This window comes from Saccharopolyspora sp. NPDC049357 (assembly GCF_040677225.1).
Classification (GTDB): Bacteria; Actinomycetota; Actinomycetes; order Mycobacteriales; family Pseudonocardiaceae; genus Saccharopolyspora.
Genome location: NZ_JBFAQJ010000059.1, coordinates 1 through 21076, shown reverse-complemented (window position 1 = coordinate 21076; position 21076 = coordinate 1). Strand labels below are relative to the sequence as shown.

The window sequence follows — 21076 nt, the reverse complement described above, 5'->3', positions numbered from 1 at the left end:
TTTTCTTAGCGCGAAATGGGAAGTCAATCACCGATGCGGCGGGTTCCCGCCAGAACCACCCGGGCGGCAGTAAGGTCGAAGCGTCGGGACCGGAACCAACGAGGAGTTCGCATGTCGATTCCGTCCAGCCTGCTGACCTCGGCCGGTTTGATCGGTGGCTTCGCGGTGGCTCGCGCCTCCCAGCACCGGCACTGGGGCGGAGTCGTCGCGGCAGGCGCCGGCTTGGGCGCGATGGAGGTCTGCCGCCGCCGCTCCGGTGTCGTCCCGGCGCTGGCCCTGGGGGCGACCTACGGAACAGCTCTGGCGGGCTCGCACCCGCTGGCGAAGAAGATCGGCGCCTGGCCCTCGGTGTTCGCCGTGACCGCTGCGACCGCGACCGCGGCCCACCTGCTCACCCGCCGCTGAGGAAGTCCTCGAACGTCGCCCGTCCGACGGCACGGTCCGGGACGAGGTTCTCACCGGCGCGCAACGCCCTGAACACCGCGCCCGGCGGCCGCAGCCGGAGCACCCGCCTGCGAAGCCCGTGGGCCTCGCAGTACGCGCGGGGCAGGTCCGCGTGGCTGCGCACCTGCGGTCCGCCCATGTCCGGCACCCGACCAGCAGGCGCCCCGTCGACCAGTTCGGCCAGCCGGTGGGCGACCTCGTCCACCGCAATGGGCTGAAATCGCACGTCCGACAGCGCCGCGACCACCGGAGAGCGGCGTTGCACCGACACGATCTTGGCGATGAGGTCGTGGAACTGCGTGGTGCGCAGAACCGTCCACGGCAGGCCGGAGCCCCTCACCAGGCGTTCGGCTTCGAGCTTGGCCCGGTAGTAGAACAGCGGCACCCGGTCGACGCCGACGATGGAGATGTAGACCAGGTGCGGCCGACCCGACCGACGAGCCTCCTCGACGAGGTGCCGGGTGGCCACCACGTCCTTGCCACCGTTGGTGGTGGCGCAGTGCACGATCGTCTCGGCATCGGAGACCGCGGCACCGATGCCCGCGCCGGTGCGCAGGTCACCGACCACCCGCTGCGGCCCCGCCCGACGACTGAGCACGCGGACGTCGTGCCCGGCCCCGCGCAGCAACCCCACCACGGCACTGCCGAGCGTGCCGGTGCCACCGGTGACCAGGATCGATCCGCCCATGCTTCCGTCCTCTCGTCGACTCGCTACGGGTACCAGGGACGCGGTCTCGGGATCCAGGCCGGAACCTCGCGCCGGTAGCGCTCGTAGTCCTCGCCGAAGCGGCGGACCAGCGCCGGTTCCTCGCGCCAGCGCACGTACGCAGCGGCGAAGCACCCCAGCAACAGCGGGTACAGCAGCGCCCGCAGACCTCCGAGCAGCAGCGGCTCGCCGACGAGCACCGCGAACAACGCCACGTACATCGGATTGCGCACGTGCCGGTACAGCCCGCCCACCACCACCTGGTCGGGAGCTGCGATCGGGACCGGAGTCCCTCGGCCCTCATGGACGAACCGGATGAACGCGTGCACGAGGACCGCCGCGCCCGCGAAGATCAGCGCACCGCCCAGCACCCGCGCGGGCCACCAGTGCGGGACGGGCTCGTGCCATCGGCAGCCCGTGAGCAGCCACGACACGAGAACGGTGACCGTTCCCGGCCCGGCGAAGAACAACACGGCACTGCCGACGGTGGCCGATGACCTGCGCACGAGTCACACGATGCCGTTCGTCGAGGGTCGGCACCAGCACCCACGTGGTCACATCGGGCTCGCAGCGCGTGACCGGTCCGCGTGCCGTCTCACACCGGTTCGCAGGTGAGAGCTAGGCTGTTTGCCGACCCGTTACTCGACACGGCGAAGGAAACAACCGGTGTCTGATCCAGCTTCATCCATTGAAGAGCTGACCGCCCAGCGCGACCGCGCCCACCAGGAGTTCGCAGATCTCGTGGCGCGTGGCCTGAAACTGGACATCACCCGAGGAAAGCCCTCGCCGAAGCAGCTGGACCTGTCCAACGAGCTGCTCGAACTCGCCAGCGGAACCGACGCCGATGGCGCTGACCTGCGCAATTACGGTGGGCTCAACGGCCTGGCCGAGCTGCGTGCGATCTTCAGCGACGACCTGCAGGTGCCGGTCGACCAGCTGCTGGCGGCGGGCAACTCGAGCCTGGAGCTCATGCACGATGCGCTGGTCTTCGCGCTGCTCAACGGCGTGCCCGGCGGCACGCAGCGCTGGGTCGCCGAGCAGGAGATCGCCTTCCTGTGCCCGGTGCCCGGCTACGACCGCCACTTCGCCCTGTCGGAGCGGCTCGGCATCAAGATGATCACCGTCCCGATGACGCCCGACGGTCCGGACATGGACGTCGTCGAGCGGCTCGTCGCCGAGGACTCCCGCATCAAGGGCATCTGGTGCGTGCCGAAGTACAGCAACCCGGACGGTGCCGTCTACTCCGACGAGACCGTGCGGCGGCTCGCCGCGATGAGCACCGCGGCTCCGGACTTCCGGATCTTCTGGGACAACGCCTACGCGGTGCACCACCTCACCGATGACGAGGCCGAGATCGCCGACGTGCTGGCGCTGTGCGCCGAGCACGGCAACCCCGACCGCGCGCTCGTGTTCGGCTCCACCTCGAAGATCACCTTCGCGGGTGCGGGCGTGGCGTTCTTCGGCTCATCGCCTGCGAACGTCGAGTGGTGGCTGGCCTCGACGTCCAAGCGCAGCATCGGCCCGAACAAGGTCAACCAGCGGGCGCACGCCCGGCTGCTGCGCGACGCCGCCGGCCTGCGCGAGCACATGCGCAAGCACGCCGCGCTGATCCGCCCGAAGTTCGAAGCGGTGGACAAGATCCTCAGCGCCGAGCTGGGCGGCACCGGGCTGGCCAAGTGGAGCAACCCGGCCGGTGGCTACTTCATCAGCCTGGAGGTCCCCGCGGGCTGCGCCAAGGCCGTCGTCGCCAAGGCCAAGGAAGCGGGAATCGCCCTCACTCCTGCCGGTGCGACCCACCCCTACGGGGACGACCCGGAGGACTCGGTGATCCGCATCGCGCCGACCTTCCCGGAGCTCGCCGACGTCGAGGCTGCCACCGCGGGCCTGGCCGTCTGCGTTCGCCTCGTCGCCACGGAGAAGATCCTGGCCGAGAAGCAGTCCTGATCTGAGAACGATGAAGGCCGGTGCGGTTCCTCGGGAACCGCACCGGCCTTCGTCGTGGAAGGGCTGTTTCAGCTGGAGCTCTCGTCGTGGAGGACCAGCGGCCAGGCGTCCTCGTAGTGGACTCCTGGTTCCGGCGGGACGGGCTCACCGGTGTCGGGGTCGACGCATCCGATGTCGAAAGCCTCACCAGCGCGCACCGGCCTGACCGTTCCGTCCTCGATGAACCAGCCGTAGACGTGCTTGATCAGCACGTCGCTGCCCTGGGAGTCGGTGAACGCGACCTCGTCGGTGAGCGAGTGCAGGACCAGCGACACCATCGTCCCCTCGCGCAGCAGCTCGTCGAGGAAGCGCTCGACTTCGGGATCGTCCAGGACCAGCTCATCGCGGTAGTCCAACGCCGCCAGGGTGTTCACGGACCGATCCGGAAACCCCGTCACGGTCAGGACGTGCACACCAGGTGCGGCGAAAAGAACCGCGTTCTTCAGCAAGCTTCGTGCCCGCATCTCCACCTCCGCGTGTCTCGGTGCGGATGAGGGTGCCGAACTCGGGCTCGCCGTTCGTCGTCTCAAGACGCCCACCCCGCGGGTATCCCCCGAACGTGAGCACGCCTGCTGGGCAGACGCGAAAGGTCTTGACACCAAAGAAGTCCGGGATGGGCGTGTTGGTCACGCCCACCCCGGACTTCGGTCATTCAGCGCTCAGGCTCAGCTGCAGCCCGAGGTGGAGCCGCAGCCCTCGCAGAGGTAGCAGGAGCCGGACGGGCGCATCTTCGTGCCGCAGGTCATGCACAGCGGCGCGTCGGCGGCCTTGCCGAGCTGGAGCTCGAGCAGCTCGGTGGAGCTGCCCGCGCGCCCCTCCTGCTTGGTCTCGGACTTCTCCTCGGCCTTCGCGTAGTCCACCGTGGACCGCATGGTGTCCAGGTCGACGTTGTCCGAAGACTGAGCCGGTTCCGTGTTGTTGACCTGGGCTTCCCGCTCGTCCACGGTGAAGATGCCCAGCTGGGCGCGCTTCTCGTAGGGCAGGTAGTCCAGCGCCAGGCGGCGGAACAGGTAGTCCAGGACGCTGCTGGCCATCCGGATGTCCGGGTCGTCGGTCATGCCGGCCGGCTCGAAGCGCAGGTTCTGGAACTTCGAGACGTAGAACTCCAGCGGGATGCCGTACTGCAGGCCGACCGAGATCGACATGGAGAAGGCGTCCATCACACCGGCCAGGGTCGAACCCTGCTTGCCGAGCTTGACGAAGATCTCGCCCAGCCCGTCGTCGGGGTACGAGCCGGCGTGCAGGTAGCCCTCGGCTCCGCCGACGGTGAACGACACCGTCTGGCTCGGGCGCTTCTTCGGCAGGCGCTTGCGGACCGGGCGGTACTCGATCTGCTTCTCGACGACCTTCTCCGACTCGCCCTGGTCGCCCTTGCCGGCGGACAGCGGCTGGCCGACCTTGCAGTTGTCGCGGTAGATCGCCAGCGCCTTCAGGCCCAGCCGCCAGCCCTCGAAGTAGAGCTCCTCGACCTCTTCGACGGTCGCCGACTCGGGCATGTTCACCGTCTTGGAGATCGCACCCGAGATGAACGGCTGCACCGCGGCCATCATCCGCACGTGGCCCATCGGCGCGATCGAGCGCTCGCCCATCGCGCAGTCGAAGACCTCGTAGTGCTCCTGGCGCAGACCCGGCGCGTCGACGACGTGACCGTGCTCGGCGATGTACTCGACGATCGCCTCGATCTGCTCTTCCTGGTAGCCCAGGGCCTGCAGGGCGCGCGGGACCGTCTGGTTGACGATCTGCATCGAGCCGCCGCCGACCAGCTTCTTGAACTTCACCAGCGCCAGGTCGGGCTCGACACCGGTGGTGTCGCAGTCCATCATCAGGCCGATGGTGCCGGTGGGAGCCAGCACCGACGCCTGGGCGTTGCGCCAGCCGTTGCGGTTGCCGATCTCCAGACCCTGCTGCCACACCTGGGTGGCCAGCTTGTGCACGGTCTTGTCGTTGTGGTGGTAGGTGCGCACCAGGTCGTTGGCAGCGGCGTGCTTGCGCATGACCCGCTGGTGGCCCTCGGCGTTGCGGGCGTAGCCCTCGTAGGGACCGACGACACCGGCGAGCTCGGCCGAACGCTTGTAGGCGGTGCCGGTCATCAACGAGGTGATCGCCGCCGCCAGCGCACGACCACCGTCGGAGTCGTAGGCGTGACCGGTGGCCATCAGCAGCGCGCCGAGGTTGGCGTACCCGATGCCGAGCTGGCGGAACTTGCGGGTGGTGACGCCGATCGACTCCGTCGGGAAGTCCGCGAAGCAGATCGAGATGTCCATCGCGGTGATGACGAACTCGACGGCCTTCTCGAACAGCTCGGCGTCGAAGGTCAGGTCATCGCGCAGGAACTTCATCAGGTTCAACGAGGCCAGGTTGCAGCTGGAGTTGTCCAGGTGCATGTACTCCGAGCACGGGTTGGACGCGGTGATCCGGCCGGTCTCCGGCGAGGTGTGCCAGTCGTTGATCGTGTCGTCGTACTGGATGCCCGGGTCGGCGCATTCCCACGCGGCCTTGGCCAGCTTGCGGAACAGGTCGCGGCCCTTGACGGTGTCGATCACGTCGCCGTCGGTGCGGGAGCGCAGACCGAAGTCGTTGTCGCTCTCGACCGAGCGCATGAACTCGTCGGAGACGCGCACCGAGTTGTTGGCGTTCTGGTACTGCACCGAGTTGGAGTCCGCGCCACCGAGGTCCATGTCGAAACCGGCGTCGCGCAGCGCGCGGATCTTGTGCTCCTCGCGCGCCTTGGTCTCGATGAACTCCTCGACGTCCGGGTGGTCGACGTCGAGGACGACCATCTTGGCCGCCCGGCGGGTCGCGCCACCGGACTTGATGGTGCCCGCCGAAGCGTCCGCGCCGCGCATGAACGAGACCGGGCCGGAAGCGGTGCCACCGGAGGACAGCAGCTCCTTGGAGGAGCGGATGCGGGACAGGTTCAGCCCGGCCCCGGAACCGCCCTTGAAGATCAGGCCCTCTTCCTTGTACCAGTCGAGGATCGACTCCATCGTGTCGTCGACCGACAGGATGAAGCAGGCCGAGACCTGCTGGCGCGAGCTGGTTCCCACGTTGAACCAGACCGGCGAGTTGAAGCTGAAGACCTGGTGCAACAGCATGTAGGTCAGCTCGTGCTCGAAGACCTCCGCGTCCGCGTCGGTCGCGAAGTAGTCGTTCTCGACGCCGGAGGCGACGTAGGTCTTCACGACGCGGTCGATCAGCTGCCGCAGGCTGCCCTCCCGCTCGTCGGTGCCGACGGCACCGCGGAAGTACTTGCTGGTGACGATGTTGACCGCGTTCAACGACCAGAAGTCGGGGAACTCGACCCCGCGCTGCTCGAAGTTGACCGAACCGTCCCGCCAGTTGGTCATCACCACATCGCGACGCTCCCACTTGACGTCGTCGTAGGGGTGCACCCCTTCGGTGGTGTAGACGCGCTCAACCCGGATGCCCTTGCGAGCATCTGCTTCCGGCTCCCCCGCTGCGCCGGCCGGGCTACCGACGGTCTCTGTCATGACCTGCCCCTTTTCCTTCTTCATCGCTCGCTCAGTCGCTCGTCGCGTTTCGTCGGCCCCGTCCGGGCTCCCCGTCCGGTTCGGTCGTGACTCTGTTCTCTTCGCCGTCCCCGCCCGGGACTGCGAATGGCCTTTCGCGCTTCCGCCCCCTTTGCGGGACGTGCGCCGTCGCGGCTTGCTCAACCGCCGCACTCCACGTCTAGTCGCTCGCCTTCCTGCGGGGACTCCCTCGCAGCCCGCAGGTCGGTAATTTCCTTCTCGAAGTCCTCCACCGAGGAGTACGCGCGGTAAACGCTCGCGAAGCGCAGGTAGGCGACTTCGTCCAGCTCCCGCAGCGGACCGAGGATGGCCAGCCCGACTTCGTGGCTGGGCAGCTCGGCGACGCCGGAGGACCGGATCGCCTCCTCCACCTGGTGCGCCAACTGCTGCAGTGCGTCCTCTTCTACCGGACGCCCCTGACAGGCACGGCGCACGCCGGTGACCACTTTCTCCCGGCTGAAGGGCTCGGTGACGCCCGATCGCTTCACGACCGACAACACCAGCTCTTCGATCGTCGTGAACCGGCGACCACACGCCGAGCACGAGCGTCGGCGGCGGATCGCCTGGCCGTCCTCCACTTCGCGCGAGTCCACGACCCTGGAGTCATCGCCGCGGCAGAACGGGCACCGCACCGGCCATTCACCCCCTTCCCCCTTGGCGGCCGTCAGCCGGGATCCACCGGCCCGCGACCACGTACGTCCATGGGGTATCCAGAACCCTGGAAGCCCAATCTATGGACTAACCACATGGACGTAACTACTAGATGTTGTGGTCGACTTTAAACCCGCGTCGGACCGCGTTGCAAACCGACACACCTGTGTCGCCCGGCCGGATGACGCACCCCTCGCCCCAGCTGGGAAAACCCCGCGAACCACAACATCTTGGGGTTCGGTCAGCTATCGACCGGCACCACCAGGAATCGGCCCGCTTCCGCGGAAGGCGTCCCGAGACCGTTGAGCTCGACGATGCGATCGACCGCCGCGCGGGGGTCCGCATCGGGCGCCATGCGCGTCGCGATGCTCCACAGAGTGTCCCCCGTTCGCACCTGCACAACGGTGGTACCTCCCGCCACCGGCGCGTCGCCCAACCCGAACAGCCCCACCAGCACCACACCCAAGAAGGCCGCGGCGGCGACACCGGAGAGCACGAGCCACTCGCCGAGTCTGCCCCTTTCCGGAACCGGGCGGGCGCACGATCTGGCCTCGGCGGCCCGCTCACGGCGCCGAGCCTCGATCACACGCCCATGTGGGCGACGGGCCTCGACCCGGTGCGGGCGCGACACGATCGGCTCGACTTCCGGCCGACCGGCGAGCGACTGCCGCTCAACAGGCCGAACTCGCCGTACTGTGTCGATGAACGTGGTCATGTCGCCTCCCGCGCGGAACGATGATCGAAAGGTTGTTCGATCGAACCTCCGTGCGATTGTGTACCAAGAGTGGCCTTCAGCGCGAGACCCTGGGCCAAAATTAACTCGAACAGGTGTTTGATCTCCGTGTTTCGCGCGTCTACTGTGGAAAGCGAGCAGCGGACAGCGAACACCGGTGACCAAATCCGGGGCGGCACACCGCTCGATGAAGACCCCAGCACCGCAGTTCACACGAGTTCAGGAGGCAGCGGTGGCGAGAAATGCGACCGGCTCTATCGGGGGCCGCGTAGACGACATCAAGGACTCCCCTGCCGAGGTGGACACCGTGCCAGAGCAGGCCACCGCGGCCGAGGAACTCAGCGACCGCCAGCTCAGGGTGCTGGAGGCCATCCGGGAGTGGATGAGCGAGCACGGCTATCCCCCCAGCGTCCGGGAGATCGGTGACGCGGTGGGCCTGACGTCGACCTCCTCGGTGGCCTACCAACTGCGCGTGCTGGAGCGGAAGGGGTTCCTGCGCCGCGACCCGCACCGGCCGCGCACCGTGGGCGTGCTGGTCGGCGGAGAGCCGGAGAACGAGGCTCAGGCGAAGCCTGCCTACGTCCCTGTCGTCGGCAGGATCGCGGCAGGCGGTCCGATCCTGGCGGAGGAGTCCATCGAGGACGTCTTCCCGCTGCCCAAGGAGATCGTCGGCGACGGAACCCTGTTCCTGCTGAAGGTCGTCGGCGACTCGATGGTCGACCTGGCCATCACCGACGGCGACTGGGTCGCCGTCCGCCAGCAGCCCGACGCCGACAACGGTGAGGTCGTCGCTGCCATGATCGACGGCGAGGCGACGGTGAAGACCTTCAAGCGCACCGACGAGCACGTCTGGCTGATGCCGCACAACTCGGCCTACGAGCCGATCCTGGGTGACGACGCCCAGATCCTCGGCAAGGTCGTCGCGGTCCTGCGCCGCCTCTGAGCGAGGCGGTCAGAAGCGTTTGCGGCGCCAGCCGATGAGGTAGACCAGCAGGGCGGCGATGACTCCGGCGAACAGCAGCGCCCGGCCGGTGGACATGCCGCCCTCCTCGGTCGCGGGCTGGGCCTGGTCACCGTCGCCGCCGGGAGGCGCAGGCTGATCGGTCGCCGTCTCGGCGGACGGGTCGCCGTTCGCCCCGGCGATGCGGCGAACCGCTTCTCCGCCCTCGGAGCCGGACAGCAGGCTGCCGCCGGGTTCCCAGGCGATGGCTTCGCCCTGTTCCTCGTCCGGGAGCGGGATCCGCACCGGTTCGCTCTTGAGCGCTTCGAGCACGTCTCCGTTCGGTGAGCGGTAGACGTAGGCCTCGGTGTAGGTGCGCAGTGCCACGAGCGTGCCGTCCGCGCTCACCGATCCACCGGTGACCAGAACCGAACCCATCGATCCGTCGAGCGGTCCGCCCGGCGTCTTGGTCGCGCGCAGGGACACCGAGCCGACCCGCGCCATCGGGACGGTCCGGGCCGGGTCCAGCGGCTCCGCGGGCCGGTACACCCCGGCCCAGCCGAGCGGCTCCTTGGTGACGATGTGCGGCACTCCGGCCCGGTCCAGCAGCAGCGCCTCGGCGTCGTGCGGACTGTCCGGATAGGACATCCGGTACAGCGCGGAACCGCCGTTGCGGTCCAGCACGTGCAGCGCCACGTCCTTCCGCTTGTGCCCGTTGTCGCCGGTGTCGGCCAGCCAGAGAGCTCCGTCCGGAGCCAACGCCAGGTCCTCTACGTCGTAGGGATCGCTGTCGCCGGTGCGTTGCGAGCGGACCTCGCAGGTCCGCGAGTCGAGCACGAACGCCCGTGCCCTCGATCCGCTGTCGTTGACGGCGTACCAGTTGTCCCCGTCCGAGGCCATTCCGGACAGTTCGGAGAGCCCGGATTCCTCGATCGTGCACAGCTCGACCGGGGCTGACTGAGCGTGCGCGGGCGCCCCGGAGAGGATCGCGCAAGCGGAGAGCAGCGCGGCCCCGGTCAGGCCGCCGGCTCGGTCAGGCCGCACCGTTGGCTGCGAACGGCTCGATCAGCGAGGCCAGGTCCGGGCGGACCTTGGCCTGGATCCGAGTGCCCTCGGGGGTGTGCTCCTCCTCGACGACCTCGCCGTCGCTGTGCAGCCGCGCCACCAGGTCACCCCGCGTGTAGGGGATCAAGGCGTCGACGAACACCTCCGGGCGCGGCAGCCGGTCGGCGATGATCTCGCGCAGGTGCTCGATGCCCTTGCCGCTGTGCGCGGAGACGAGCACGGCCTCCGGCAGCAGGCGGCGCAGTTCGGCCATGCGCGTCTCGTCCACCGAGTCGATCTTGTTGACGACGAGCAGCTCCGGGGGCATCTCCGACTTGTGCTCCTCGGAGATCTCGCTGAGCACCTCGCGCACGGCGGCGACCTGCTCGTGCGGCGACCCCTCGGAGCCGTCGACGACGTGGACCAGCAGGTCCGCGCTGGCGACCTCTTCGAGGGTGGAGCGGAACGCCTCGACCAGCTGGTGCGGCAGGTGGCGCACGAACCCGACGGTGTCGGTGAGCGTGTGCGGCTGGCCGTCGGGGGTGACCGCCTTGCGGGTGGTCGGGTCCAGGGTGGCGAACAGGGCGTCCTCGACCAGGACACCGGCACCGGTCAAGGCGTTGAGCAAGCTGGACTTGCCTGCGTTGGTGTACCCGGCGATGGCCACGCCGGGGACCTCGTTGGACTCGCGGCGGCTGCGCTTGGTGCCGCGGACGGTCTTCATCGCGGCCAGTTCCTTGCGCAGCTTGCTGATGCGCTTGTGGATGCTCCGGCGGTCGGTCTCCAGCTTGGTCTCACCGGGACCGCGGGTGCCCACACCGCCGTTGGCGCCCGCCCTGCCACCGGCCTGACGGGACATCGTTTCACCCCAGCCGCGCAGTCGCGGCAGGAAGTACTGCAGCTGAGCGAGCTCGACCTGCGCCTTGCCCTCCTTGGAGCGGGCGTGCTGGGCGAAGATGTCGAGGATCAGCGCGGTGCGGTCGACGACCTTGACCTTGAGCTTCTCCTCCAGCTGACGCAGCTGGCCGGGCGAGAGCTCACCGTCGCAGATGACCGTGTCAGCGCCGTTGGAGGCGACCAGGTCGCGCAGCTCGCGGACCTTGCCCGAGCCGATGTAGGTACCGGGGTCGGGACGGTCGCGCCGCTGGATGATGCCTTCGAGCACCTCCGAACCGGCGGTCTCGGCGAGGCGGGCGAGCTCGGCGAGCGACGCGTCGGCGTGCGCGGCGTCGCCCTCGGTCCAGACGCCCACCAGCACGACGCGCTCCAGCCGCAGTCGCCGGTACTCGACCTCGGTGATGTCCTCGAGCTCGGTGGACAGCCCGGAGATCCGCCGCAGCGAGGCGCGGTCTTCCAGCTCCATCTCGCCGGTGGAAGGCTCACCACCGGCCAGGATCGGTTCGAATTCGTCGCCGTCGGCCATGTCCTGGTCCAAGGCGGCGTCGTGGTCGAGCTCTGGGGATGCGGTCAAGGAATCTCTCATCTCACGTTCATTGTCCCACGCTGCGCGACCCATTTTCACTCGCTGCGCTCGCCCGAGCCCGTCCGCGCAGCGCTGAACTGCGGGATCGGGATCGTCGAAGGGATCGTCACGGGTTCTGCCACCAGTCGGGGTCCAGTCGTCCTCCGCCGACCAGCACGGCAGGGCCGGTCAGGGTGGAACCGCTGGCGGCGATCTCCACCTCGACGGTGCCGCCGGGGATGTGCACCACCCGGCGACCGGTGGTCTGACCTGCGGCGTGCAGTGCGGCGGCGGTCGCGGCGACCGTGCCGGTGCCGCAGGAGCGGGTCTCGCCCACACCGCGCTCGTGCACCCGCATCCGCACCTCGTCGCCGCCCAGCGGCCGCACGAACTCGACGTTCACGCCGTCCGGGAACAGGTTCACGTCGTGCGGCGGGGCCGCGCCGAGGTCGAGGGCGTCGAGATCGTGGTCCCCGACGCAGGCCAGGTGCGGGTTGCCGACGTCGACGGCGACGCCGGCGAAAGCGGTGCCGTTCACCGTCGTGGTGGATTCGCCGAAGATCTTGGCCTGCCCCATCTCGACGGTCACCCGGCCGTCCTGGTGGGTGTGCACGGGGCGGCTGCCCGCGCGGGTGCCGACCAGCAGGTCCCCGGACGGGGCGAGGCCGGACACGACGAGGTAGCGGGCGAACACGCGCACGCCGTTGCCGCACATCTCGGCGATGGATCCGTCGGCGTTGCGGTAGTCCATGAACCACACGTCCGACGGGACGTCGGCCGGGGCGTCGGTCAGGTTGCCCGCGCGGATCACGCGCAGCACACCGTCGGCGCCCAGACCGCGCTGCCGGTCGCACAGAGCGCGCACCCGGTCACCGGTGAGCTCCAGCTCACCGTCCGGGTCGGGCAGGATGACGAAGTCGTTCTGGGTCCCGTGGCCCTTGATGTACTCGGGTCCTCCGAAGGCGTGCACGTCGCCAGTCTACGGATTCACCAGGGCACGGACATGGTCGGCAAGCTCGGGGTCCGCGGCGTCGAACCAGTTGATGCGCTCGTCGCGCCGGAACCAGGAGCGCTGCCGCCGGACGAAGCGGCGCGTCAGCCGTGCGGTCTCGGCCGCGGCGGCGGTCATGTCGTCCGCACCGTCGAACTCGGCGAGGACCTGCTGGTAGCCGAGCGCACGACTGGCCGTGCGACCGTGGCGCAGCCCCTTCTCCTCCAGGCGGCGCACCTCGTCGACCAGACCGGAGTCGAACATGCGGGTCACGCGCTCGTCCACGCGATCGTCGAGGTCCTCGGCGGGCCGGTCCAGGCCGACAAGAACCGTGCCGTAGCGCGGTGGGCCCGGGGTGGGCAGGTTCGCGGAGAACGGTTCGCCGGTGATCTCGATGACCTCCAGCGCCCGCACGATGCGACGTCCGTTGCTGGTCAGGATGGCCGCCGCGGCGGCGGGGTCGAGTTCGGCGAGCCTCCGGTGCAGCGCGACCGGCCCGAACCTGGCCAGCTCGTCCTCGTACTTCTGCCGCACCTGCGGATCGGTCCCGGGGAACGACAGGTCGTCCACGACCGCCTGCACGTAGAGCCCGGACCCGCCCACGAGGATCGGGGTGCGGCCGCGTGCGAGCACGTCCTCCAGGATGGTGCGGGCCGCTCGCTGGTACGCGGCGACCGAGGCGGTCTCGGTGACGTCGAGGACGTCGAGCTGGTGGTGCGGGACGCCCCGCCGCTCGTCGAGGGTGAGCTTGGCGGTGCCGATGTCCATCCCGCGGTAGAGCTGCATCGCGTCGGCGTTGATCACCTCGCCGTCGAACCGCTCGGCGAGCAGCACGGCGAGGTCTGACTTTCCGGTGGCTGTGGGCCCGACGACGGCGACGGGGTGCGGCAGCGAAGACACACCAGAACTCTAAGTGCCCGCCGACCGGTTTCGTCCGCGTGGCGGAGCGGGCGTGGCACCGCTCGCAACGGTGCGCGACCTGAATCGCGTCGGGCCGGATGGATCTGCGTCAACGACCACCCATTCGGCGTTCGAATCCGTCAGACTGGACACGGCGCGCGAACAGGCGCCCCGCAACCGCTCGGCTTCGACGCAGGCGAGCACGACCAGCGCGAGGACCAGCAGCGGCGGGTGCGGCACGACGACACGGGTGATCGCACTCGTGCACGGCATGGGGTCACGGGCGAGTTGGCTGGAGCAGGTGGTCGCGCACTGCGGCGGATCGGACCGATGCGAGGCATCGGCACCCTGCTCGCTGCCGCCACACGGGTGACCGATGACAATGAAGCCGTGCAGGTCATGAGGTCCCGAGGTTTCAGCCGGGCACCGATTCGGGTATGGAGTACCGAATCGGCTGTTGACCTGTTTGAATGCGCCAGCGGAGGCCGGACCATCCGACGGTTCGGGCTGACGCTTGCTGGGCCCCGCCGACGCGGGGCGCCCGTGGCTGACACGGGCATCGAAGCGGGCACGCAAGGAGGAAGCCGGCCATGACGCACCAGGACACGACCCCCGAGTCGGTCGCCAGCAAGGCGGTCGCGGACTCGACCAGCAGCAACACCGGGTCACCCGCGGTCGCGCCCGCAGTACCGAAGGCTTCCGCGGACCCCTCCAAGTGGGGACGGGTGGACGCCGAGGGCACGGTGTACGTGAGCACCGCCGACGGTGAGCGGGCCATCGGTTCCTGGCAGGCCGGTGATGCGGCGGAAGGCCTCGCCCTCTACGCGCGCAAGTTCGACGACATGGTCACCGAGGTCGAGCTGCTGGAGACCCGGCTGGGCACCCACGCCGGCGAGCCCAAGCACACGCTGACCAGCGCCAAGCACCTCCAGGAGTCGTTGGCCGAGGCCGCGGTGATCGGCGACCTCGCCGCCCTGGGCGCCCGCATCGAGCACCTGCTGGCCCGCGCCGAGGAAGCTGTCGAGGGCGCCAAGCACGAGAAGGATCGCGCTCGCGCCGAGGCGATCGCCCGCAAGGAGGCGCTGGTCGCCGAGGCGGAGGAGATCGCTCACGAAGCGACGCACTGGAAGTCGGCCGGCGACCGGCTGCGCCAGATCCTCGACGAGTGGAAGAAGGTCCGCGGCGTCGACCGCAAGACCGACGAGCAGCTGTGGCGGCGGTTCTCCAAGGCCCGCGACGCCTTCAGCCGCCGTCGCGGTTCGCACTTCGCCGAGCTCGACCGGCAGCGCGCGGCGGCCAAGACCCACAAGCAGGAGCTGGTCGAGGAGGCCGAGTCGCTCACCGAGTCCAGCGACTGGGGCGACACGGCCAACCGCTACAAGCAGCTGATGGCCGACTGGAAGGCCGCCGGTCGCGCGCCCAAGGACAGCGATGAGGCGCTCTGGCAGCGCTTCCGCGCCGCGCAGGACCGGTTCTTCAGCCGCCGGTCGGAGGCGTTCTCAGAACGCGACGCCGAGTTCGCCGCCAACGCCAAGCTCAAGGAAGAACTGCTGGTCGAGGCGGAGCAGATCGACCCCTCAGCTGATCTGAAGGCCGCGCAAGCGCAGCTTCAGCGGGTGCAGGAGCGCTGGGACGCGATCGGCAAGGTGCCGCGCGAGCGGATGCGCGAGCTGGAGGGCAGGCTTCGCGGCGTGGCCGACAAGGTCCGCGACGCCGTGGACGCTCAGTGGCGCCGCACCGACCCGGAGGCCCAGGCCCGCGTCGACCAGTTCCGCGATCGCGTGGAGCAGTTCGAGGCGCAGGCGGAGAAGGCACGCGCCGCGGGCGACGAGCGCCGGGCGAAGAAGGCCGACGAGCAGGCCGCCCAGTGGCGTGAGTGGTTGCACGCGGCGGAACAGGCCATCGCGAACCGCTGACCTGCACTACTTCTCGCACGCAGCCTGCTGAGCGGTGCGGGTAGCGGAACCTCAGCGGTCCTCCGGGACAGGGCGCCGTTCCTGATGCACGGCGTCCTCCCCGGAGTACCGCTGAGAAATCCCCCGAAGTGACAACACAGCGGTGCCGGTCGCGAGGGACGGGAAGGCTGCGCCGCTCGAAGCGTTGCTCAGTCGCGGGACCAGACGATGCGCATCCACTGGATCGCCAGGACGGCCATGCAGATGACCGCGAGCACCAGGCCGAGGCCCGGTCCCGACTGGCCGCTGGTCTGGCGGGACCAGATCGCGATCATGCCTTCGAAGGTGACCACCAGTCCAGCGACACCCGCCAGGAAGGCCGCGCCCCAGCGGCGTGTGATCAGCGCCAGCGCGCCGAAGCCCAGCCCGACGATCGCGGAGTTGATCGCGAACAGCCGTGGCAGCAGCCCCACCTTCAGCGACGGGTCCGCCTGCCCGGTCAGAACCTCCCACCCAGGACTGCCGCCCACCCACGGCAGCAGCGTGCTCACCACGAGCACCAGCATCACCGTGGCGATGACCAGTGCCTTGGCGCCCGGGTCGAACCGCCGCAGCACCTCACCGCGGCTCTGGACGTCCTGTTCCTCGCTCAACACGCACATCCCTGCTCCGCAGCCGGCTGCGGAGCCGGGGCACCGATGGAGGGCAGCCCCAGGCTGACCCCGGAGGTCTTGGGGCGCACGCCCTCTTCCCAGTGGTCGCCCGCCCGAGTCCGGCGGTGGCCGGTGATGTCGGTGTCGGCGACCAGGTGGTGCGGGGCGGCGCGGGTGATCGTGGTGCGCACGAGGTCGCCGGGCCGGATCTCACCGTCGAGCGCGCCGGTGGGCGTGAAGTGCACCAGGCGGCCGTCGCGGGCGCGACCGGAGAGCCGGTGGGTCTCGGCGTCCTTGCGCCCCTCCCCTTCGGCGACCAGCAGCTCGACCTCGCGGCCGACGATCTTCTTGTTCTCGTCCCAGGAGATCTCGTTCTGCAGCGCGACCAGGCGGTCGTAGCGCTGCTGAACGACCTCCTTGGGCAGCTGGTCGGGCATGTCCGCGGCGGGCGTGCCCGGTCGCTTGGAGTACTGGAAGGTGAAGGCGCTGGAGAACCGGGCGCGGCGCACGACCTCCATCGTGGCCTCGAAGTCCTCCTCGGTCTCCCCGGGGAAGCCGACGATGATGTCGGTGGTGATGGCCGCCTCCGGCATGGCCGCGCGGACCTTGCCCACGATGTCGAGGAAGCGCTCGCTGCGGTAGGAGCGGCGCATCGCCTTGAGGACGCGGTCGGAGCCGGACTGCAACGGCATGTGCAGCTGCGGGCAGACGTTGGGCGTCTCGGCCATCGCCTCGATGACGTCGTCGGTGAAGTCGCGCGGGTGCGGTGAGGTGAAGCGGACCCGCTCCAGGCCCTCGATCTCGCCGCAGGAGCGCAGCAGCTTGCCGAAGGCGAAGCGGTCGCCGAACTCCACGCCGTAGGCGTTGACGTTCTGACCGAGCAAGGTCACTTCGAGCACGCCTTCGGAGACCAGCGCCTCGACCTCGGAGAGGATCTCGCCCGGTCGGCGGTCCTTCTCCTTGCCGCGCAACGCGGGCACGATGCAGAAGGTGCAGGTGTTGTTGCAGCCGACCGAGACCGACACCCAGCCGGAGTAGGCGGAGTCGCGGCGTGCCGGGAGCGTGGACGGGAAGACGTCCAGCGACTCCAGGATCTCGACCTCGGCCTCCTGGTTGTGCCGCGCGCGTTCCAGCAGCGTCGGCAGCGAACCGAGGTTGTGGGTGCCGAAGACGACGTCGACCCAGGGCGCCTTCTTGACGATCGTGTCGCGGTCCTTCTGCGCGAGGCAGCCACCGACGGCGATCTGCATGTTCGGGTTGACGTCCTTCTGCGGACGCATGTGGCCGAGCGTGCCGTAGAGCCGGTTGTCGGCGTTCTCGCGCACGGCGCAGGTGTTGAACACGACCACGTCGGCGGGCATCTCCCGACCGTTGCCGGCCCGCACGTACCCGGCGTCCTCCAGCATTCCCGCGAGCCGCTCGGAATCGTGCACGTTCATCTGGCAGCCGAAAGTGCGGATCTCGTACGTCTTCGTGCTCACCGTTCCACGGTAGCGCCTGGTCAGATCGCCGATTCACCCGCCCAGACCGATGATGGAGCGGGAGCAACGCACCCTCCGTGATTACTGAGCGCAACGAACGATCGGAAATCGCGGACACGATAGGCGGTCAGGCGGACGAAGCTAACTCCGTTGCGTAACGGAGTTGAAACAACGTATCGATCCCAACCTCTGGACTCCGCAGCCACGACAGGCTTAAGTTTCGGCCAACGAATTCCACATACGACGCATTCGGGAGCACTGGATGACCGCAGCCCCCACGGACGCTCCGATGATCCGGATGTCCGCGGTCGACAAGTTCTTCGGCTCACTGCACGTGCTGCGGTCGATCGACCTCGAAGTGCCCAGGGGGCAGGTCGTCGTGGTCCTGGGCCCGTCCGGCTCCGGAAAGTCGACGTTGTGCCGGGCCATCAACCGGCTGGAACCGATCAACGACGGCTCCATCGAGATCGACGGCGTTCCGCTGCCGGCCGAAGGACGAGCTCTTGCCGAACTGCGCGCCGACGTCGGCATGGTCTTCCAGCAGTTCAACCTCTTCGCGCACAAGACGATCCTGGAGAACGTCACGCTCGGGCCGATCAAGGTCCGCGGGCAGAGCCGGGAAGAGGCCCAGCGCGACGCGATGAAGCTGCTGGATCGGGTCGGCATCACCGACCAGGCTCAGAAGTACCCGGCACAGCTCTCCGGCGGCCAGCAGCAGCGAGCGGCCATCGCCCGAGCGCTGGCGATGAAGCCGAAGGTCATGCTCTTCGACGAGCCGACCTCCGCGCTGGACCCGGAGATGGTCAACGAGGTGCTCGACGTGATGACCGGTCTCGCCGAAGAGGGCATGACCATGGTCGTCGTCACGCACGAGATGGGGTTCGCACGCCGCGCCGCGCACCGCGTGCTGTTCATGGCCGATGGCGAGGTCGTCGAGGACGCCGAGCCCCAGAAGTTCTTCGGCGAGCCGAAGAGCGACCGGGCCAAGGACTTCCTCGGCAAGATCCTCACCCACTGAGTGTCACCACCACTGCACAGAGAGGCGTAAGCAGATGCGAGGCAAGAGATTTCGTCTGGTCACGGTGCTGACGGCGTCGCTGGCCCTGGCGTTGTCCGCCTGCGGCGGGGGCGGCGAGAACCAGCTGGAAGGCGGCGGAGGCGCCCCGGAGATCCCGGTGGACCAGAACGCGCAGTTCGAGCCCGGAAGCACGATGGCCAACCTCAAGCAGGCGGGCACCATCCGGATCGGCACGAAGATCGACCAGCCGCTGTTCGGCCTGAACGACCTCGAGGGCAAGCCGCAGGGCTTCGACGTCGAGATGGCCAAGCTGGTCGCGGCGAAGATGGGCATCCCCGCCGACAAGATCCAGTGGGTCGAGGCTCCGAGCAAGACCCGCGAGGAGGTCATCGAGCAGGGCCGCGTCGACATGGTGGTGGCCACCTACACCATCAACGACTCGCGCAAGCAGCGGATCAGCTTCGCCGGGCCGTACTACACCGCCGGTCAGGACATCATGGTCAAGTCCGACAACGCCCAGATCACCGGACCGGAGACGCTGCGAGCCAGCGGCGCGAAGGTCTGCTCGGTGACGGGCTCGACCCCGGCCGAGAAGATCAAGGAGTACGTCGACGAGCCGAACCTGGTGCTCTTCGACGTCTACTCCAAGTGCGCCGACGCGCTGCGCACCGGCCAGGTCCAGGCGGTGACCACGGACAACGTGATCCTGATGGGTCTGGTCGAGAAGAGCGGCGGGCAGTTCAAGCTCGTGGAGAAGCCCTTCACCGAAGAGCCCTACGGCATCGGCATCAAGAAGGGCGATGTGAAGTTCTGCGAGTTCATCAACCAGACCCTCGCGCAGGCCGGCCAGGACGGCACCTACGCGAAGGCGTGGCAGGCGACCGCCGGCAAGGTGTCCAAGCAGACGCCGAGCCTTCCGCAGACCGACCCCTGCAGCTGACCTGATAGCGGAATGAGGGTGCCGTCCGATCCGGTCGGCACCCTCATCTCTTGGCCGGAGTGGAATCTGTGCAAGTCATCATCGACAACCTGCCGCTGTACCTGAGCGGTCTCGTGCGGACGCTGGAGATCTGCCTGCTGGCGGGTCTGCTCGCGCTGATCATCGGCACCATCGCGGCGGGCTTCCGGGTCTCGCCGCTACCTCCGCTGCGCGCCGCCGGGACCAGCTGGGTCAACGTGCTGCGCAACTGCCCGCTGACCGTGGTGCTGTTCTTCATGGCCTTCGGCCTGCCGGAGCTGGGCATCAACGGTTCCTACTTCTGGTTCGGCACCATCGGCCTGGCGCTGTACACCTCGGCGTTCGTGTGCGAGGCGATCCGAAGCGGCATCAACGCCGTTCCAGCAGGTCAGGCCGAGGCCGCACGCGCCGTGGGCCTCACCTTCGGCCAGTCGCTGTCGCTGGTCGTGCTGCCGCAGGCCGTGCGCACGGTGGTCCCGCCGCTGGGCAACGTGATCATCGCGATGATCAAGAACTCGGCCCTGGTGGGCGCCTTCGGCGTCGGCGGGGACCTGTTCTCGGTCGGTGACACGCTGACCTCGGCGCGCGGTCTGGCCGCACTGCCGGTGCTGCTCGGCGTGGTGCTCTTCTACCTGGTGCTCACCATCCCGGCCGGTCTGCTGCTGGGTTACCTGGAGCGGAAGGTGGCGATCGCGCGATGACCAACACCGTTCTCTACGAAGCCCCCGGCCCGCAGGCGAAGCGACGCTCGCTGGTCGCCAGTGCGGTGGTCGGGCTGCTGCTGCTCGCGGTGGTCGGCTGGGTGTTCTACACGCTGGGCACGCAAGGGCAGCTGACCGCCGAGAAGTGGGGTCCGCTGCTGGACCCGACCAACGGCACGTTCACCGCGCTGTGGGGCCTGCTGGGCACCGGCCTGCTGGGCACCCTCACCGCAGCCGTGCTGGCGATGGTGTTCTCACTGGTCATCGGCACCCTGCTGGCGATCACCCGCGTCGTGAGCGCGCCCTGGTACCGCTGGCTGGTGGTCGGCGTGGTCGAGCTGCTGCGCGGCATCCCGGTGGTCATCATGGTCTTCTTCGCCTTCCGGGTGCTTCCCTCGGTGGGCTTGGACCTCTCGCCGATGTGGTTCCTGGTGATCGGCCTGACCGCGTACAACTCGGTGATCATCGCCGAGATCGTGCGCGCCGGGATCCTGTCGCTGCCCAAGGGCCAGAGCGAGGCCGCCTACGCCATCGGCCTGCGCCGCGGTCAGGTGCTGAGCTCGGTGCTGCTGCCGCAGGCGTTCCGGGCGATGCTGCCCGCGCTGATCAGCCAGCTCGTGGTCATCGTCAAGGACACCTCGCTGGGTTTCATCGTCGCCTACGTCGACGTGGTGCGTGAGGCGCAGGTGATCATCCAGAACCTCAGCAACCCGATCCAGACCTACATCGTGGTCGGCGCGATCTTCATCGTCATCAACTACGCGCTGAGCAGGCTGGCGGTCTACACCGAACGCCGCCTCAGTCAAGGCCGCAAGGGCAAGCTGGGCACGGTCGCGGTCGCGGACACCGGCCGCGACACCTGATCCGGGCGAAGCAGGCGCCTCCGGGACCCGTTCCTCATCACAGGACTGGTCATGGGCCATACGAACGAGGCGTTCCTGTCCTACGGCTGGCGAATCCCGTTCCTGGTCTCGATCTTGCTCGTC

20 protein-coding genes are annotated in these 21076 nt (G+C 68.7%); 8 read left to right on the top strand and 12 right to left on the bottom strand.

Going from position 1 to position 21076, the window contains the following annotated elements:
- The first annotated feature begins 111 nt into the window (after window positions 1-111).
- Entirely contained in the window at window positions 112-405 is a 294-nt protein-coding gene (locus AB0J91_RS30880; RefSeq protein ID WP_363790711.1) for a hypothetical protein, read from the top strand.
- Here AB0J91_RS30880 and AB0J91_RS30875 read toward each other — a convergent pair.
- Together AB0J91_RS30875 and AB0J91_RS30870 are read right to left on the bottom strand one after the other, a co-directional pair.
- Complete coding sequence (locus AB0J91_RS30875; protein WP_363875993.1) at window positions 392-1132, bottom strand: NAD(P)H-binding protein; 741 nt, start codon at window positions 1130-1132, stop codon at window positions 392-394. The two genes, AB0J91_RS30880 and AB0J91_RS30875, sit on opposite strands and share 14 nt — an antisense overlap.
- Window positions 1133-1155: 23 nt before the next feature.
- Complete coding sequence (locus tag AB0J91_RS30870) at window positions 1156-1656, bottom strand: isoprenylcysteine carboxylmethyltransferase family protein (protein ID WP_363875990.1); 501 nt, start codon at window positions 1654-1656, stop codon at window positions 1156-1158.
- 160 nt (window positions 1657-1816) lie between these two features.
- Between AB0J91_RS30870 and AB0J91_RS30865 the strand changes: the two genes are divergently transcribed.
- Window positions 1817-3094, top strand: coding sequence for an aminotransferase class I/II-fold pyridoxal phosphate-dependent enzyme (locus AB0J91_RS30865; RefSeq protein WP_363875987.1), 1278 nt, complete (start codon window positions 1817-1819; stop codon window positions 3092-3094).
- Window positions 3095-3162: 68 nt separating this feature from the next.
- Here the strand turns inward: AB0J91_RS30865 and AB0J91_RS30860 are convergent, their stop codons facing one another.
- The 4 genes from AB0J91_RS30860 to AB0J91_RS30845 all read right to left on the bottom strand — a co-directional run bounded on the left by AB0J91_RS30860 (window position 3163) and on the right by AB0J91_RS30845 (window position 8029).
- Window positions 3163-3507, bottom strand: coding sequence for a hypothetical protein (locus AB0J91_RS30860; protein ID WP_363875984.1), 345 nt, complete (start codon window positions 3505-3507; stop codon window positions 3163-3165).
- 291 nt (window positions 3508-3798) lie between these two features.
- Window positions 3799-6624, bottom strand: a complete 2826-nt coding sequence (locus AB0J91_RS30855; RefSeq protein ID WP_363875981.1) for a vitamin B12-dependent ribonucleotide reductase — start codon at window positions 6622-6624, stop codon at window positions 3799-3801.
- Window positions 6625-6803: 179 nt separating this feature from the next.
- Complete coding sequence (gene nrdR, locus AB0J91_RS30850) at window positions 6804-7295, bottom strand: transcriptional regulator NrdR (RefSeq protein WP_363875978.1); 492 nt, start codon at window positions 7293-7295, stop codon at window positions 6804-6806.
- A gap of 260 nt (window positions 7296-7555) precedes the next feature.
- Window positions 7556-8029 (bottom strand): LysM peptidoglycan-binding domain-containing protein, encoded by a 474-nt coding sequence (locus tag AB0J91_RS30845; RefSeq protein ID WP_363875975.1) that lies wholly within the window; start codon window positions 8027-8029, stop codon window positions 7556-7558.
- A gap of 250 nt (window positions 8030-8279) precedes the next feature.
- On the opposite strand from AB0J91_RS30845, the gene lexA reads away from it, so the two are divergent.
- Window positions 8280-8990 (top strand): transcriptional repressor LexA, encoded by a 711-nt coding sequence (gene lexA / locus AB0J91_RS30840; protein WP_363875972.1) that lies wholly within the window; start codon window positions 8280-8282, stop codon window positions 8988-8990.
- A gap of 9 nt (window positions 8991-8999) precedes the next feature.
- On the opposite strand, the gene AB0J91_RS30835 is transcribed toward lexA, so the two are convergent.
- The 4 genes from AB0J91_RS30835 to miaA all read right to left on the bottom strand — a co-directional run bounded on the left by AB0J91_RS30835 (window position 9000) and on the right by miaA (window position 13375).
- Window positions 9000-10031, bottom strand: coding sequence for a hypothetical protein (locus AB0J91_RS30835; protein WP_363875969.1), 1032 nt, complete (start codon window positions 10029-10031; stop codon window positions 9000-9002).
- Window positions 10021-11454, bottom strand: a complete 1434-nt coding sequence (gene hflX / locus AB0J91_RS30830; RefSeq protein WP_363791109.1) for a GTPase HflX — start codon at window positions 11452-11454, stop codon at window positions 10021-10023. Before hflX ends, AB0J91_RS30835 begins: the two co-directional genes overlap by 11 nt.
- Window positions 11455-11620: 166 nt before the next feature.
- Window positions 11621-12463, bottom strand: coding sequence for a diaminopimelate epimerase (gene dapF / locus AB0J91_RS30825; RefSeq protein ID WP_363875966.1), 843 nt, complete (start codon window positions 12461-12463; stop codon window positions 11621-11623).
- Between the two features lie 9 nt (window positions 12464-12472).
- A complete protein-coding gene (gene miaA, locus AB0J91_RS30820; protein ID WP_363876024.1) occupies window positions 12473-13375 on the bottom strand; it encodes a tRNA (adenosine(37)-N6)-dimethylallyltransferase MiaA in 903 nt (300 codons plus the stop codon).
- A gap of 599 nt (window positions 13376-13974) precedes the next feature.
- On the opposite strand from miaA, the gene AB0J91_RS30815 reads away from it, so the two are divergent.
- Complete coding sequence (locus AB0J91_RS30815; RefSeq protein WP_363875963.1) at window positions 13975-15300, top strand: DUF349 domain-containing protein; 1326 nt, start codon at window positions 13975-13977, stop codon at window positions 15298-15300.
- Between the two features lie 188 nt (window positions 15301-15488).
- On the opposite strand, the gene AB0J91_RS30810 is transcribed toward AB0J91_RS30815, so the two are convergent.
- Entirely contained in the window at window positions 15489-15932 is a 444-nt protein-coding gene (locus AB0J91_RS30810) for a hypothetical protein (RefSeq protein ID WP_363875960.1), read from the bottom strand.
- Window positions 15929-17413: a tRNA (N6-isopentenyl adenosine(37)-C2)-methylthiotransferase MiaB gene (miaB, locus tag AB0J91_RS30805; protein WP_363875957.1), complete on the bottom strand. Its 1485-nt coding sequence runs from the start codon at window positions 17411-17413 to the stop codon at window positions 15929-15931. Before miaB ends, AB0J91_RS30810 begins: the two co-directional genes overlap by 4 nt.
- Window positions 17414-17702: 289 nt before the next feature.
- Here miaB and AB0J91_RS30800 point away from each other — a divergent pair, with 289 nt between their 5' ends.
- Genes AB0J91_RS30800 through AB0J91_RS30785 form a run of 4 tightly spaced genes read left to right on the top strand, consistent with a single transcriptional unit; the run spans window position 17703 to window position 20953 of the window.
- Window positions 17703-18431 (top strand): amino acid ABC transporter ATP-binding protein, encoded by a 729-nt coding sequence (locus AB0J91_RS30800; protein WP_363876021.1) that lies wholly within the window; start codon window positions 17703-17705, stop codon window positions 18429-18431.
- Between the two features lie 34 nt (window positions 18432-18465).
- Window positions 18466-19371, top strand: coding sequence for a glutamate ABC transporter substrate-binding protein (locus AB0J91_RS30795; RefSeq protein ID WP_363790683.1), 906 nt, complete (start codon window positions 18466-18468; stop codon window positions 19369-19371).
- Between the two features lie 59 nt (window positions 19372-19430).
- Window positions 19431-20090, top strand: coding sequence for an amino acid ABC transporter permease (locus tag AB0J91_RS30790; RefSeq protein WP_363790681.1), 660 nt, complete (start codon window positions 19431-19433; stop codon window positions 20088-20090).
- Window positions 20087-20953: an amino acid ABC transporter permease gene (locus tag AB0J91_RS30785; protein ID WP_363875954.1), complete on the top strand. Its 867-nt coding sequence runs from the start codon at window positions 20087-20089 to the stop codon at window positions 20951-20953. Before AB0J91_RS30790 ends, AB0J91_RS30785 begins: the two co-directional genes overlap by 4 nt.
- The last annotated feature ends 123 nt before the right edge of the window (window positions 20954-21076 follow it).